At 64.2% G+C, this 14084-nt stretch carries 16 protein-coding genes and 1 tRNA gene; 13 read left to right on the top strand and 4 right to left on the bottom strand.

What is annotated here, in order from left to right; translation table 11 throughout:
- Positions 1-109 precede the first annotated feature (109 nt).
- Positions 110-700 (top strand): TMEM175 family protein, encoded by a 591-nt coding sequence (locus tag BM190_RS26300; protein WP_092260314.1) that lies wholly within the window; start codon positions 110-112, stop codon positions 698-700.
- A 9-nt stretch (positions 701-709) separates the two neighbouring features.
- Here BM190_RS26300 and BM190_RS26295 read toward each other — a convergent pair whose 3' ends face one another.
- Entirely contained in the window at positions 710-1090 is a 381-nt protein-coding gene (locus tag BM190_RS26295) for a YciI family protein (protein WP_177237290.1), read from the bottom strand.
- 212 nt (positions 1091-1302) lie between these two features.
- Between BM190_RS26295 and BM190_RS26290 the strand changes: the two genes are divergently transcribed.
- Together BM190_RS26290 and BM190_RS26285 are read left to right on the top strand one after the other, a co-directional pair.
- On the top strand, positions 1303-1485 hold the full coding sequence (locus BM190_RS26290; protein WP_038950498.1) for a hypothetical protein: 183 nt from the start codon (positions 1303-1305) through the stop codon (positions 1483-1485).
- A 22-nt stretch (positions 1486-1507) separates the two neighbouring features.
- Entirely contained in the window at positions 1508-1711 is a 204-nt protein-coding gene (locus BM190_RS26285; protein ID WP_092260310.1) for a hypothetical protein, read from the top strand.
- An 11-nt stretch (positions 1712-1722) separates the two neighbouring features.
- Here BM190_RS26285 and BM190_RS26280 read toward each other — a convergent pair whose 3' ends face one another.
- Positions 1723-2436 (bottom strand): substrate-binding periplasmic protein, encoded by a 714-nt coding sequence (locus BM190_RS26280; RefSeq protein ID WP_092260308.1) that lies wholly within the window; start codon positions 2434-2436, stop codon positions 1723-1725.
- 346 nt (positions 2437-2782) lie between these two features.
- Here BM190_RS26280 and BM190_RS26275 point away from each other — a divergent pair, with 346 nt between their 5' ends.
- The 10 genes from BM190_RS26275 (at position 2783) to BM190_RS40655 (ending at position 12049) form a co-directional block, all read left to right on the top strand.
- Positions 2783-5188, top strand: a complete 2406-nt coding sequence (locus tag BM190_RS26275) for an ATP-binding protein (RefSeq protein ID WP_092260306.1) — start codon at positions 2783-2785, stop codon at positions 5186-5188.
- Positions 5189-5517: 329 nt separating this feature from the next.
- Positions 5518-5591: transfer RNA gene (locus BM190_RS26270), tRNA-Gly, on the top strand.
- A 214-nt stretch (positions 5592-5805) separates the two neighbouring features.
- Positions 5806-7104, top strand: a complete 1299-nt coding sequence (locus BM190_RS26265) for a T6SS phospholipase effector Tle1-like catalytic domain-containing protein (RefSeq protein WP_092260304.1) — start codon at positions 5806-5808, stop codon at positions 7102-7104.
- Between the two features lie 19 nt (positions 7105-7123).
- Positions 7124-8440 carry a pentapeptide repeat-containing protein gene (locus BM190_RS26260; protein WP_092260302.1) on the top strand — a complete coding sequence of 439 codons (1317 nt, stop codon included), beginning with the start codon at positions 7124-7126 and terminating at the stop codon, positions 8438-8440.
- A gap of 39 nt (positions 8441-8479) precedes the next feature.
- Positions 8480-9013 carry a hypothetical protein gene (locus tag BM190_RS26255; RefSeq protein ID WP_092260300.1) on the top strand — a complete coding sequence of 178 codons (534 nt, stop codon included), beginning with the start codon at positions 8480-8482 and terminating at the stop codon, positions 9011-9013.
- Positions 9014-9337: 324 nt separating this feature from the next.
- Complete coding sequence (locus tag BM190_RS26250; RefSeq protein WP_092260297.1) at positions 9338-9643, top strand: hypothetical protein; 306 nt, start codon at positions 9338-9340, stop codon at positions 9641-9643.
- Between the two features lie 163 nt (positions 9644-9806).
- A complete protein-coding gene (locus BM190_RS26245) occupies positions 9807-10247 on the top strand; it encodes a DUF2231 domain-containing protein (RefSeq protein WP_177237300.1) in 441 nt (146 codons plus the stop codon).
- A complete protein-coding gene (locus BM190_RS26240; protein WP_092260293.1) occupies positions 10244-11581 on the top strand; it encodes a PQQ-dependent sugar dehydrogenase in 1338 nt (445 codons plus the stop codon). Before BM190_RS26245 ends, BM190_RS26240 begins: the two co-directional genes overlap by 4 nt.
- 68 nt (positions 11582-11649) lie before the next feature.
- Positions 11650-11865, top strand: coding sequence for a hypothetical protein (locus BM190_RS26235; RefSeq protein ID WP_018322207.1), 216 nt, complete (start codon positions 11650-11652; stop codon positions 11863-11865).
- Between the two features lie 13 nt (positions 11866-11878).
- Positions 11879-12049 carry a hypothetical protein gene (locus BM190_RS40655; protein ID WP_018322208.1) on the top strand — a complete coding sequence of 57 codons (171 nt, stop codon included), beginning with the start codon at positions 11879-11881 and terminating at the stop codon, positions 12047-12049.
- A gap of 23 nt (positions 12050-12072) precedes the next feature.
- Here the strand turns inward: BM190_RS40655 and BM190_RS26230 are convergent, their stop codons facing one another.
- Both BM190_RS26230 and BM190_RS26225 read right to left on the bottom strand, forming a co-directional pair.
- On the bottom strand, positions 12073-13011 hold the full coding sequence (locus BM190_RS26230; RefSeq protein WP_092260291.1) for a diacylglycerol kinase catalytic domain-containing protein: 939 nt from the start codon (positions 13009-13011) through the stop codon (positions 12073-12075).
- Positions 12995-14035, bottom strand: a complete 1041-nt coding sequence (locus BM190_RS26225; RefSeq protein WP_092260289.1) for an SPFH domain-containing protein — start codon at positions 14033-14035, stop codon at positions 12995-12997. Before BM190_RS26225 ends, BM190_RS26230 begins: the two co-directional genes overlap by 17 nt.
- Between the last annotated feature and the right edge of the window lie 49 nt (positions 14036-14084).

Below are 14084 nucleotides of genomic sequence, written 5' to 3'. Positions count from 1 at the left end.
GGGCGAGAGTCGGCGATCCCGTCGCGAATCGCAATGCGGCTGGACGGGACCGGGTTTAGGATTTAGGGGGAAAGACGACCCAAGGTTCCCTCCCGAAAAGCGCCCCGGCATGACCGAGCTCAAATCCGACCAGTTCGAGATGCGGCGGCTGGAATCGCTCAGCAACACCATTTTCGGTGTCGCCATGACGCTTTTGGCCTACGACCTGCCCAAGGCCGCGGTGTTCACCAGCGCGCCCGGCTGGAGCGATCTTGCCCATGTCTATTCCGGCAAGCTCGCCGGCTTCGCACTCAGCTTCATCATCGCCGGGGTGTTCTGGATCAGCCATCACCGGCGGCTGGCGCGCCAGCCGGTCGGCAGCCGCGGCGCGGTGATCCTGAACCTGTTCTTCCTGCTCTCGATCGTGCTGCTGCCTGTCACCAACGGCCTCTATACCAATTACAGCATGAGCAGTGCGGTTGCGGTGCTCTACGGGCTGCACCTGACCGCGATCGCCGGCCTCAATGCCTGGCTGTGGTGGACCATCCTTGGCAGCTGGCGCTACGAGATCATGGCCTCGCTGTTTCCGCTTCTGGTGTTCATTCCGGGCACGATCGTGGCGGCATTCGCCCCTCACGTCGCGCCCTTTGTCTGGTTCATCGCCTTCGGCGGGCTCGCAATCCAGCGCTTCTACGGTGCCCGGACCGGGCCGGGGGCGTGAGGCCGTGCCTCACCCGGACGTCGTCCCGAACCCATCCGCCGGCACGTAAAGCTTGACCGGGCGGATTTCGTAGACCGCCGTCGGATTGACCGCACGCAGCTTGCGCGCCGCCGCGATCGCCTCCTCCTCGGTGGCACATTCCATGAGGTGGAAGCCCAGAAGCTGCTCCTTGGTCTCGGCAAACGGGCCGTCCAGCACCATGCCCGCGCCGGGGCCACGCAAGGTGCGGGCCTTCCGGGTCTCATCCAGACGGGCGGCCGGCCCGAACTGCCCGCTGGCCCGCAAGGGGGCCTGAACCTCGATGACCTTGGCTACGACCGCGGCGTCCTGCTCGGGCGTCCAGGACAAGACCTCGTCTTCCACGTGGTAGGCCAGGATGGCGTACAGCATCGTCACCTCGTTGTTTTTCTGCACCGATCCCAAAGGACGTAGCACCGCGGGCGATGCCGACAATCCCCAAACAAGAATTCAAGCACAAAATATTGCGTAGCCATGCCGCGACGAAACCGTCCTGAAACCCGATTGCGGCGTTGCCGTGTGAACGCCGCCGGAAGTGGTCGCGACTGATGACCACAACAACAAGATTTCTGCTGGAGGCGGCAATGTCGGGTCACATCAAGATCATCTGCGACGCACGTCGGGCCGGACAATCTCAGACGGCCGATCTGCACGACCAAAGCGGCCATCACCGCTATTACGGCAGCTCGGCCGAGAATGGCGGCGAGCGCATCGTCGAAAGCCGGCGCGGCAAGCGTCCGCGCGCGCTCGGCGTTTGCGGCTTCTGAAGCCTCGCGCCCTCTGTCCCATATGGACGTCCTGCAAATATCGATCGCGGCGATGCCATTCCTGCTCGCGCTGACGAGCCAGACGGGCAAGGTCATCGTGCCGTGCCTGCTGACGAGCATCTTCACGGTGCTGCTCGGCGGGGAGCCTCACCGCGCAGTCGTGGCCTGGTGCGTCGGCATGCTGATTGCCGCCGTCGCCTTGCGCGAGCGGCTTCGCGCGGGCTGAGCCGGCGCCCGTTACGGGCCGTTCAAGACCTGCTTGACCAGGGCCTCGCGCAGCGCCGCCAGTTCGCCGCTCGCCTCCATCTGGGCGATCACCTTGCCGACCTCAGGCACCAGGTCGCGATGGCGTTCATGCAGGTAATGGTAGATGTGGATACGCTGGAGCGGCGGCGAGAGCGGGTGGATCCTGGCCTGCAGATTGAGTTTCCGCACCGCCGCGAGCCCGCTGAAGAGATCGGTGACCATCACGTCGAAACGATCGGCATCGAGCATCCTGACCATGTTGTCGAGGCCAGTGGTCGCCGTGACGCGGGCCATGCCGCGCGTGCCGGCCTCCGAGGAGCCGACGCCGCGGACGATGCCGATGCGGTAGTCCCTGATCGAATCCCAGCCGGCGACGTCGAACCGGAGTTTGGTCGCAAACACTGCAGGCTCGATATAGTTGATCGCCGGCGTGACCTGGACCAGCGTCGGGTAGTCGCGCGAGAGCGTTCCGATGCGCTGGATCTCGCCGTCGACCGCGCCGGCACTCGACAGTGCGAGCGCACGCTTGCCGGGGACGTCCTCGAACTCCAGCTTGATGTTCAGCCTGGCGTAGACGGCCCGCAGCATCTCGCCGCCGACATATTGATCGGGGATGTCGGCGATGCGCGCCAGCCGGATGACCTCCTGCGCCTGCGATGGACCGCTTGCAAGCAGTGACAGGCAGGCGACGATAATCCGCCACATGACGCGCCTCCTCGTTGCCCGATGCTATCGCTGGATTTCCGATGTCCGCCCGATCTACCGGAGATGGCGCCTGCGCGTGGCCATAGCGACACTGCCCGCCCGAGGTGCAGGCGACTTCCGGACTTTCACCGATGTCATTCTACCACGCGAAGTGGTAGTTTGCGCGACAATCCTGCTGCCGGACGCAAGATATGACCCCGCCGACCTCAAGCCGCCCAGGGGTTGACAGGAAATCGGCCGACGGGATCGCCGCGCGCATCGCGGGACGGGGAAGTCTCGACGATCGAAATGCTCGAGGCTGCGACCGGTCGGCCGCGGCGTGCCGCCATTTCCGGGGATGTGGTGCATGGTCAAGGCTGGTGACGAGGACTCCAAGCGCGGCCGCGCCGTTGCACCGGCGGCTGCGAAGCAGGATTTGATCGGCACCGCGCTCGCGCCTTCGATGTTCGCCGCGCTGCTGTCCCGGCTCTTCAACTGGTCGCGCAGCGGCGTCGGGCCGCGCCTGCTCGCAGCCGTGCTGCTGTTCTCTTCGGTCGTGACGCTGACATTGACGGCGCTCCAGCTCTATCTCGATTATGATCGCGAGGTCGGCCTCATCGAGACCAGGCTCGAGGAGATCGGCCGCAGCACCACCGGCAGTCTCGGCGAGAGCCTATGGAATCTCGACCAGAACCAGCTCAAGCTCCAGCTCGACGGTATCCTGCGGCTGCCCGACATCCGCGCCGCCGAGGTGCGCGAGATTGCCGATCGTCCCAATCCGATCCGTCTCGCAGTCGGCGAGCCGAGCACCCGCTCAGTGGTGACGCGCGACTATCCGCTGAACACCATTGTGCAGGGGACCGCACGCGAGATTGGCGTGCTCCATGTCGAGGCGACGCTGACCGATGTCTATCAACATCTGCTGAACCGCGCGTTGGTCATCCTGGCAAGCCAGGCGGCCAAGACGTTCCTCGTCTCGCTGTTCATCATCTATATGTTCCATCTGCTGGTGACGCGGCATCTGGTCGCCATCGCCGAGTTCGTCAGCAAATACAGCCTGGCGCGGCCGACGCCGCCTTTGCGCCTGGAGCGCCGGCCGCCCTACGATGCCGACGAGCTGGACAAGGTGATCGACGCCTTCAACGCCATGTGCGTGAACCTCCAGCGGGCCTATGGCGAGCTGCGCGAGGCCAATGCAAATCTCGAGCGCGACCTGACCATCCGCCAGCGCGCCGAAGAGGACGCGCGTGCGAGCGAGCAGCGTTTCCGCGACTATGCCGAGACCGCGTCCGACTGGTTCTGGGAGACCGGACCAGACCATCGGTTCACCTACATTTCCGACCGGGCCGGTGCCTTCAGCATGGACAGCAAGGCGCTGATCGGCAAGCGCCGCGCCGATGCCGCGTTCGGCCGCGACGCCGAGCCCGAGAAATGGCGCGCGCACATGGCGATGCTGGACCGCCACGAGCCGTTCCGGAAGTTCGAATATCGCGGCCGCGACACCGCCGGGCGGATGCATCATTTCAGCGTCAACGGCCAGCCGATCTTCGCCGCCGACGGACGCTTCATGGGCTATCGCGGCTCCGCGACCGATCTCACCAAGCAGCACGAAACCGAGGAGCGCTTACGTCAATCCCAGAAGATGGACGCGATCGGCCAGCTCACCGGCGGCGTCGCGCACGATTTCAACAACGTGCTCACGGTCATCACCGGCACCATCGAGATCATCCAGGAAGGGCTTGCGGACAAGCCCGAATTCGCCGCGATCGCGCAGCTGATCGACGATGCGGCCGCGCGCGGTGCGGAGATCACCTCGCAGCTGCTGACCTTCGCGCGCCGCCAGCCGCTGGAGCCGCGCGAGATCGACGTCAACGCCCTCGTGCTCGAGTCTACGAAGTTGCTGAGGCCGATCCTCGGCGCCCATATCGAGATCGTGACCCGGCTCGCCGATGACGCCTGGTCCGCGATGGCCGATCCCTCGCAGCTCTCCTCCGCGATCGTCAACCTCGCCGTCAACGCGCGCGACGCAATGCCGGGCGGGGGCAAGCTCACGATCGAGACCGCGAACCGCGAGCTCGACGACACCGGCGTTGCCGGTGATGGCGATGCCGTTCGCGGCGCCTTCGTGATGGTCGCGGTCGCCGACACCGGCCACGGCATCCCCGCCGACATCCGCGAGCGCGTGTTCGAGCCGTTCTTCACCACCAAGGGCGTCGGTCGCGGCACCGGCCTCGGGCTCAGCATGGTCTACGGCTTTGCCAAGCAGACCGGCGGCACGGTCGCCGTCGAGAGCGAGGAGGGGCGCGGCACCGTGATGCGGCTGTTCCTGCCGCGATCGAAGGGCGAGGCGCCGGCCAGGACCGCGCCGGTCCAGGCGCTCGACACGGCACGCGGACACGAAACGATCCTCGTGGTCGAGGACGATCCCCTGGTGCAGGGCTATGTCATCGCCCGGCTCGGCAGCCTCGGCTATCGCACGCTGGTGGCCGGCGACGGCGCGTCCGCACTGGCGCTGGTCGACCAGGGCGCCAAATTCGATCTGCTGTTCACGGACATCATCATGCCCGGCGGCATGAACGGGCGGGAATTGGCCGACGCGATCCGGCTCCGCCGGCCGGGGGCAAGGGTGCTCTATACCTCCGGCTACACCGACAACGCCATGGTCCACGAAGGACATCTCGATTCCGGCGTGGCGCTGCTCAAGAAGCCCTACCGGAAGTCGGAGCTGTCGCAGAAGATTCGCGAGGTGCTTGCGGGCGAGCCGCCGGGTTGAAGCGCGCTCCCGGACGAAAAAGGCGCGGCGGGGAAGCCCCGTCGCGCCCGATTTCTTGCTCGCTGGTCCAGGGCTGAGAGCGCCCCGATGCCAAGCCCTATTCAAAGCTTAGCGGGCGATCCCAGCGAGGTGACAGCGCTTGGTAAAAGACACTGGATCACCTCCTTTCGTTGGTTTCGGAAGATTTCAATATAGGGGGCATTGCCGCCGCTGTTAAGGGGCGGCGGGTCCGCAGGAACCGGGCGCGATTCGCAAGGGCTCAGGACGGCCGGAAAGCGACCTCCTGAACAGTTGAGACCGCCGCCCGGCCGTGTTAGGGAGCCCGTAACGCGGGTGTAGCTCAATGGTAGAGCAGCAGCCTTCCAAGCTGAATACGAGGGTTCGATTCCCTTCACCCGCTCCAAAACGTGCCGCGCCAGAATGTCCCTGAGCGCATCTGCTCGATCCCCCTGCAAGTGACGCGTTTCGAATGTTCGTTGGCACTCGCTGTGCGCTGACAGCGAACCGGCTGGACATCCTCGGAGGAAGTGTAGCATCCTCAAGTTGCGGGCAGGGGACACGATCTCGCTAGATTGATCGAGTTCTGCCGGAGCGTGCCATGAGGCTGGGGGGCTGGGGTGGCGAAGCGGATCATCTTGCTTCTGGACGGCACCTGGAACGACGCCGATGACGGCGGGGCCGACACCAACATCGTTCGCCTCAGGCAGAGAATTGCAGAGCATCTCTCCAACGCGCATTCGCGCGCCACGAGCGACGTCACGAGTTCCGCTGCCGTGCCTCAGCAGACATTCGTCCTGAAGGGCGGCAAGCCGGGCGGCCGGGACAACGTCATCCTCTACGAGCGAGGGGTAGGAACCAGCGGTTTTCTGGATCGGTTCAGCGGTGGTGCCCTTGGCGCAGGCCTGTCGGAAAACGTTCGCCGTGCCTACACTTTTCTGGCCCAGCACTACGACCGGGGAGACGAGATTTTCATCTTCGGCTTCTCGCGCGGCTCATACACCGCCCGGTCGTTGGTGGGCTGCCTGGCAGCCGTCGGTCTGATTTATCGCAATAAGTTCGACGCCAAGGCCTTGTCGCGGCTGTGGGCGCATTATCGCACGCATCCGGCCAACCGCCTCCCTTGTGACGAGATACTCGTCAGAAAGATTTCGTCAGGTCCGAACAGCATTCCAGTCAAGTTGCTCGGCGTGTTCGACACCGTGGGCGCCCTGGGGATACCGCTGAATGCGTTCTGGAAAGAAAATCGCGACCTGTACGGCTTCCATGACGTCGGTCTGTCGGGGATCTGCGAGCACAGCCTGCAGGCGCTGGCGATCGACGAACATCGGGAGGCTTTCGAAGCCACTCTCTGGCGGCGATTGCCCTTCACCGCACGGCCGGCAAACGTGGAGCAGGTGTGGTTCGCGGGGGCCCATGCCGACGTCGGCGGCGGATATGTGCGGTCCGGGCCGCATGAGCTCGAAGACATCACTCTGGATTGGATGATCAAGCGCGTTCGCCAGATTGCCGGCGACGACTTCCCGTTGGATCCGCCGCCAGCACTCGCTCCTGATTGTATCACGGCGCCCCAGCACGAACCTCGTCAGGGGCTGTATCGTTTCATGCCCTATGTCTACCGGTCGATCGGAAATCTGCCCGTACCCGTTGCGCCCAGACCGTTCGAACGAAACGTCTGCTTCGACCGGCACGCCAAGCCGATCGGAGAGGCGATCCACGTCAGCGCCATCGAGCGCCTGGGTCTATCCGTCGGGATCGGCGGCGTTGACGCGACATACGCCCCGCGGAACCTCATGTCGGCCCTCCAGCAGTTGGTTCAGCTGAACGGCGATGTTGCCGTCGTGGACTGGAATGCCATGTCGACGCCGCTCCTGCTGGCGACGGTGTTGATGAGGCAAGGGCTGCAAAGAGTCGGGTAACCGCGAGCGGAGCTTAGTCATGTTTTACTTGATCGTGCCGCTGGTCTTCATTGCGATTTTCCTGCTCGGGGCGTTTTTCTGGTTCTGGTGGGCAACGCCGCGCGCGCAGGTCCTGCTTCACTTCGATGCCGATCAGATCAAGCAGTTGGAGGTTCAGGATCGCCTGCGCCAGACGAACTATCAGGTCCTGACCGGGCTGGGACTCGTCGCGACCTTCATTGCCGGTGCCGTCCAGCTCTGGTTGACGAGCAATCAGTGGAATGCAGACTACAGGCTTCGTCTGGATCACGAGCGGGGCCAGCAATTTGCGGAGGCGACCCGCAGCCTGGTTGACGCCCCGGACAAACCCTATGCACAGGTGGCCGCGCAGCGGATCACCAGCCTTGTCTCGGAGAGCCCCGGCGCTTTCGGGCAGCAGGCTATCACAATTCTGGAAAGCGTCGTCGTCGATGGAACGAAGGCCAACCGGATGCAGGAATCCGGGACTTGCGACGCGGGAGATCCGACCCGGCCAAGGCCGGTCGTCGAGCGCCGCGAGGAGCCCCCACCTGCTGCTCAGGCTGCTATCCGGCAACTCGGCGGTGGTGTGCTATCGAGGGTCCGCAGTTTACCCAGCGGCAGGTTGTGTGCCGGTGACAGGCGCTTGAATCTGGCCAATCTCGGATTGGACAATTTCGATCTTAGCGGGCTCGACCTTTCTTGTTCGGTGATGACGCAAGCCCAGCTGCGTCGGGTCAGCTTACGATACGCCAATCTTTTTGGTGCTGATCTCGGTGGCGCAAGTCTGGCCGACTGGGATGTCCCAGGCTCGCCGGCTAGTTCGGGATGGTTGTGGAAGGAATCCGAGAGACCGAAGCAATTTGAGAAGACGCGGTTCACCGCCGAGAGCATCGGCTTCGATGAAACCGATCCGGCTCCGAAGAAGAAAGAGGAAAGAAAGACCAACGCATCTCCTAAATTGGACGTCTGGCAGACCTATCGCTGCTTCATCACCGATTTGCGCAACGCCGATCTCCGCGGCGTCAACTTCGAAAATGCCTCCCTGGGAGGCGCCGATTTCAGGAACGCAGATCTGACCGGCGCCAATCTGTGCGGCGCCACGGTCAGCCGGGCCAATTTCAGGGACGCCAAGGGTTTGACGACCGCGATGCTGCGACAAGTTTGCGTCGGCAGGTTTGGAGACGATGAAGACACCATCATCGCTGCGCAGCCGCTCGGTTTGGAGCCGTATTTTTCCGGCGAGTTCAGGCGCGTCGAGATGTGCGGAGTTCGGCGGGGCGATTGCCAGCCAAGTGCTGATCAGACGTCGAAGGCCCTGAACCGGCCACGTCGCTGAGAAGGGTATCGGTCACCTAAGCGAATTTCGGGAGGAACGATGTACGCAATCACGTTCGCTGCGGCGGCCATCATCTGGCCGTTCATCGTGGCCATGATTTCGAGCAGGTTCGGCGCCGATGTGAGCGCTCGCTTCCTCGAGCGCCCAGGACTTATTCCATCGACCGGCGAGGCGCTCACCCGGAGATCGCTTGAGCAGTGGCTGCGGTCGCCCACCAATGGTCCCTTCCGCAGGCCCTATGCTCGATGCATCATGCTTCTGGATGTCATCTACATTTTTCTTGTCGGAGGGTTTTTCGTCACTGGCTCGCTATGGCTCGCCGCGGCGCTGACATGGCCTGACCCGGCCAATTGGTGGTATTGTGTCGCGGTCTGCATCGTGCCGGCCGCCTATATCATCAGCGATTTCGTGGAAGACGCCATGATCGCGCAGAGCCTCCTGCGCCATGACGTGAGTGACACCAAATTCAACCTGATGCGTCTGGCGACGACGATCAAGATCGTGACCTTCGGAGCGGCCGCGGCTCAGACCGTTGTCCTCGGCATTTGCGCGCTGCTCCTGAGTGCGGCCTAATATTCCTTCGAGACGCGGCCTTGCGGCCACGCCTCCAGAGTAGTGGTCCACCTCAGTCGCTCCGCACGAGGCTCTTGGTGAATCCAGGTGCCGACGAACTTGCCTGCGCAACTCGCCACAGGATGGCTGTGAGCGGTCGTGCACAATGCCAGCGTCAGGCACACCGCCACGGACATATCAATTTCATTCGATACCCCCGAAAGAAAGCATCGAGAATATTAACCTCAGCCCGCAGAACAAGGACGGCCCGGTCGCGGCCTGATCCAGGTCAATGTCCCCCGCGCCGGATGGTCTATCCATTGGTCGCAACTTCGGGACGTACACATGACCAACAAGCCGATCGATTGGACGCCGGACCTCTCCCTGCCGACCTCCAAATCCACCGTCCAGCACTTCATCGCCAAGGCCGGCGGCGATCGCCTGGAGATCGACACTACGCCCTGGGGCGAGGCCGACCTCTCGGTGAACGGTCAGTCGATCGCTCACCTCGAAACGGCCGCGAGCGCTGGCGACGCATTTCGAACCCTCGAGACGATCGCGGAAGATTTGGAAGCCGACAAGAATGCGCGCCTCGATCAGGTGATCGAGGATGACGAGGTCCGCGAAAAGCTGGGTCTGGCGCGCATCTAAGGCCATCGTAGCCCGTGAGATCGCTGATATCGCTACGGCGATGAATGTTATCCGCGCGCGTCGGAACGAGGCGGCGGGGATCCCCTAGGAACCATCGCACGACGCACGAGTTGGCCGGTCGGGCAGGACCGAAAATCACACGAGGCCGACCGTGCAAGACGACATGCGCGTGCGAACCACCGCGCAGATCGCGGGTCATCCGATTCATCCGATGCTGGTGCCGATCCCGATCGCGTGCTTCGTCGGGGCGCTCTTGACCGACATCGCCTATGTCGCCAGCGCCGAGATCATGTGGGCGAATTTTTCCGCCTGGCTTCTGCTCGCTGGCGTCGTCTTCGGCGTGCTGGCGGCGATCGCGGGTCTGACCGATTTCCTCGGCAACCGCCTGGTGCGGGCGCAGATGCCGGCATGGCCGCATCTGATCGGAAATGCCGTGGCGCTGATCCTCGCCGTCGTCAACGCGCTGATCCACACCCGCGATGCCTGGACCTCGGTGTGGCCGACCGGGCTCGTTCTGTCCGTGATCACGGTGCTGATCCTGCCCGTCACCGGCTGGCTCGGCTGGGCCATGGTCTATCGCCACGGCATAGGAGTTGCACGATGATATCGAAGCTTGCCCGGGCGCTGGTGTTCTCGCCGCTGCTGTTGCTGGCTGGCTGCGACGACGGCAGCGGCGACCCCAAGGCGCAGATCGGCGCCAACCCAAAACTTCCCGACATCCAGCAATATTTGCTGCCGCCGGTCCACATCGCGCGCATCGTCGGCTGGAAGAAGAACGAGACGCCGGCTGTGGCTGAGGGCCTGCAGGTCAAGGCCTTCGCGACCGGCCTGCAGCATCCGCGTTTCATCTACGTGCTGCCCAATGGTGACGTGCTGGTGGCGGAATCCAAGGCGCCGAAGGGGGCCGGGATCAAGCGGCCCAAAGAGATCGTCATGGGCTACATCGAGTCCTGGGCGACCTCGGGCGGCAACGACACCGGGCCGGGCAACCGCATCACGCTACTGCGCGACAGCAATGGCGACGGCGTGCCGGAGACGCAAAGCGTCTTCCTCGACCATCTCAATTCGCCCTTCGGCATCGCGCTGGTTGGCAACGACCTCTATGTCGCCAACGCCGATGCGATCGTCAAATATCCCTACACGGAAGGCGACACCAAGATCACCGCGCCGGGCACGGTGCTGACGCCGCTGCCGGGTGGGCCGATCAACCATCACTGGACCAAGAGCCTGGTCGCGAGCCCCGACGGCTCGAAACTCTATGCCGGCGTCGGCTCCAACAGCAACATCACCGAGAACGGCATGGAGGCCGAGCACAACCGCGCCGCGATCCTCGAGGTCGATCGTGCCAGCGGCCGCTGGCGCGTGTTCGCAAGCGGCCTGCGCAATCCCAACGGGCTCAGCTTCGAGCCGCAGACCGGCGCGTTGTGGACGGTGGTGAACGAGCGCGACGAACTCGGTCCCGATCTCGTCCCTGACTACATGACCTCGGTGAAGGACGGCGGCTTTTACGGCTGGCCCTATAGCTATTACGGCCAGCACGTCGATCCCCGCGTCAAGCCGCAGCGACCGGATCTCGTCGCCAAGGCGATCGTGCCGGATTATGCCCTGAGCTCGCATGTCGCCCCGCTCGGGCTCGTCTTCAACACCGGCTCCGGCCTGCCGGCCGCCTATCGTGGCGGCGCCTTCGTCGGCGAGCATGGCAGCTGGAACAGGCAGGTGCTCAACGGCTACAAGGTCGTGTTCGTGCCGTTCACGGACGGCAAGCCGAGCGGACCGGCGCAGGACGTCGTGACGGGCTTTTTGAACAGCGACAACCAGGCGCGTGGCCGTCCCGTCGGCGTCGCCATCGACAAATCAGGCGCGTTGCTGATCGCAGACGACAGCGGCAACACGGTGTGGCGCGTCACAGCTGCGCATCCGCAGTTGACGCAACGATAGGCCCGCCGGCGCGTTATCGGACAGACGGTGAAAGCCAAATTCTGAAACTCAAAGCCAGGAGTTGGACAATGGGCCTTGCTCAATATGCCATCGTGCCGGTGAGGGACGAATGGGGCGTGCTGCACGACGGCGACGTCAAGAACACATACGCCACCAAGGAAGCTGCATTCGAATCGGCGGTCGCCGCCGCATCCCTCGCGCTGCGTGAGGGACATGAAGTCCAGGTCAGCGTGCCTGGCCGCGAAGCCGGAGGCAACGCGCTCGGCGTCCAGGACAACGCTTGAGAAGGAAGACGCGATGACCAAGCCGCGTGAGCCGAACGGCGTCGAGCCATCCCGTTCCGAGGACGACATCCAGCGGGAGCAGCTGGGTCCCCGCGGCGTGCCCGGTGCGCCTGATCCGGCCAAGATGACCCCGCAGCGCGACAAGAAGACGCCGAAGCACGTCGATCCCGGCCACACCGCGTGAGGCGGCGCGGCGGCCTAACATGATCAGACGATCAATCGTCCGCGCCGCGCGGCGATCCCGATCGCAACCTCGGCACCCGCGTTGAAGTCGAGACGGTCGGCTTCAATGCCGTCGCTGAAGATGACGCCGTTTTCCGCCATCAGCGAGCGGATGCGCAACTGGTCCGCCGAGGCGAGCCGGCCGCAGACGAGATGGGTCTGCGAATGGCGGCTGGGGAAGGGCTCGCGCACCGCGAAGCGCAGCTCTGGCGCGTCCCAGGGCAGGGCCTCGTAACCGGTCAGCGGGGGAGGCTGCCCAACAAGACTGCCGGCAATGGCCAGCGAGCCCGTGACGATGCTTTTGAACCAGGCGGTCGATCCGAGGCCGGTCGAGACGATCAGTCCGCTTGAAGATTGCCGTTCCGTCGCCCCGCCGGCGGCAATCTCGTAGATCGCGGAGACATGCGTCCGTGCGCCGATGAACAAATCATTGACGGCGTAGAGCACCTGGCCGTCGTTGAGCCGTGCTTCCGCCATCGTCACGGCCTGGCTGTCGCGCTTCTCAGTGGCGACCTCCGGCAGGAGCTTGGCGAGGTCGCGCGGCGCGAAGGGCAGGAGGATGCCGTCGTGGCGCGCGGGATCCGGATTGAGCCCGATCAGCGGATGGTCATCGAGATATTTCATCGTGTTGGCGACGACGCCGTCCTGGCCGAGCGCGACGACGATGTCATCAGGCCCGAAGAGGAAGTTCGGCAGGAAGCCGCGGTCGATGACCTGATAGCGCCCCCATTGCTCCAGCACTTGCAGCGTCGTGTGACGCTGGGCACGATAGACCTCGTGCTCGCGCTCATAGTCGGAGAAGTCGGCGCCGAGATGTTCGACATAGAAGCGCGCCTGCGCCGCCGTCAGGTGGCGCGCGATCAGGTCCTCCAACCTGGTCTTGCGCGTCACCAGCACCACCTTTCGGTCATTGGCGGCGGGCATTGGCGGCCTCCTTCGGCTTCTCCATCAATTGGCTGAGCAGGTCCGGCGAGACGTTGAGCTGGCCGATCTTCTCGGCCTTCTCGGCAATGCCGGAGAAGGCTTGTGCGATCAGCTGACCCGGCTGCATGCCGGCAGCGGCAAGCGCCTGGATCACGCGGGTGTCGACGCCTTCGAAGATCTTCATCAGCGCGCCGACGCGATAGGCCTCGGCGTCGGCCAGCGTCCTGGTGTTCTCGGCATTGAGGCCGACGAAATCCTTGCGCTTGCCTTCCAGCACGATGTCCGCGGCCATGCCGGCCTCGCGCAGCTCATTGCGCTTTGCCGCAACGCTCGCCTCGGCGTCCATCTGGGTCTCGCGAATTGACCGCTTCTTCTGCTCGACCGCGATCTCGGTGTCGAGTTCGCTCTCGCGAATGGCGCGTTCCTGCTCGACGGCGAAGTTGCGCCGGGCGAAGATCGCTTCGTCCGCGTATTTCAGGATCGCTTCGCGCGCTTGCGCCTCCAGCGCCTTCGCGGTGTCCGGCGTCGGCTTGATGCCGCGGATCGACACGCCGAGGATTTCGAGGCCGAGAGCTGCGATGTCGGCGCGCGCCCTCAAGCCGCCCGCGATGATGTCGGCGATGCGGTCGGACGCCTGCAACGCGTCCCTCAGCGTCAGTTCCTTCACCGCTTGCTGGGCGAGGACCTCGACCGTGCCGAGGATGCGTTCCGGCAGCTTTTCCGGATCGTCGCTCGCATAGGTCTTGCCGTCAGCCTTCAGGGTGAAGTCGAGCATCGAGGCCGCCTTCTTCGGGTCGCTGACGCGATAAGTCACCTGGCCCTGCACGGTCAGCGTCTGAAAGTCGCGCGCGGTCTGCTCGAAGATGAACGAGGCGTCGCGGCTGCCGATGGGCACCGCGACCAGCATGGTCACCGGCGCGTAATACAGCGCGGAAAGACCAGCACCCTCGGCGACGATCGCGCCGGCGCGATACTTCATCAGATAGGTGGTGGGCTGGGCCTTGATGAACCTGACGCCGAACATGTGTTTCTCCAACGGCTGCAATAAGTGTGTCTGAGCAACTAAGTAAGTT

It is taken from the genome of Bradyrhizobium sp. Rc3b, from assembly GCF_900114915.1.
Taxonomy (GTDB): Bacteria; Pseudomonadota; Alphaproteobacteria; order Rhizobiales; family Xanthobacteraceae; genus Bradyrhizobium.
This window is presented reverse-complemented; position numbering and strand designations above follow the sequence as displayed.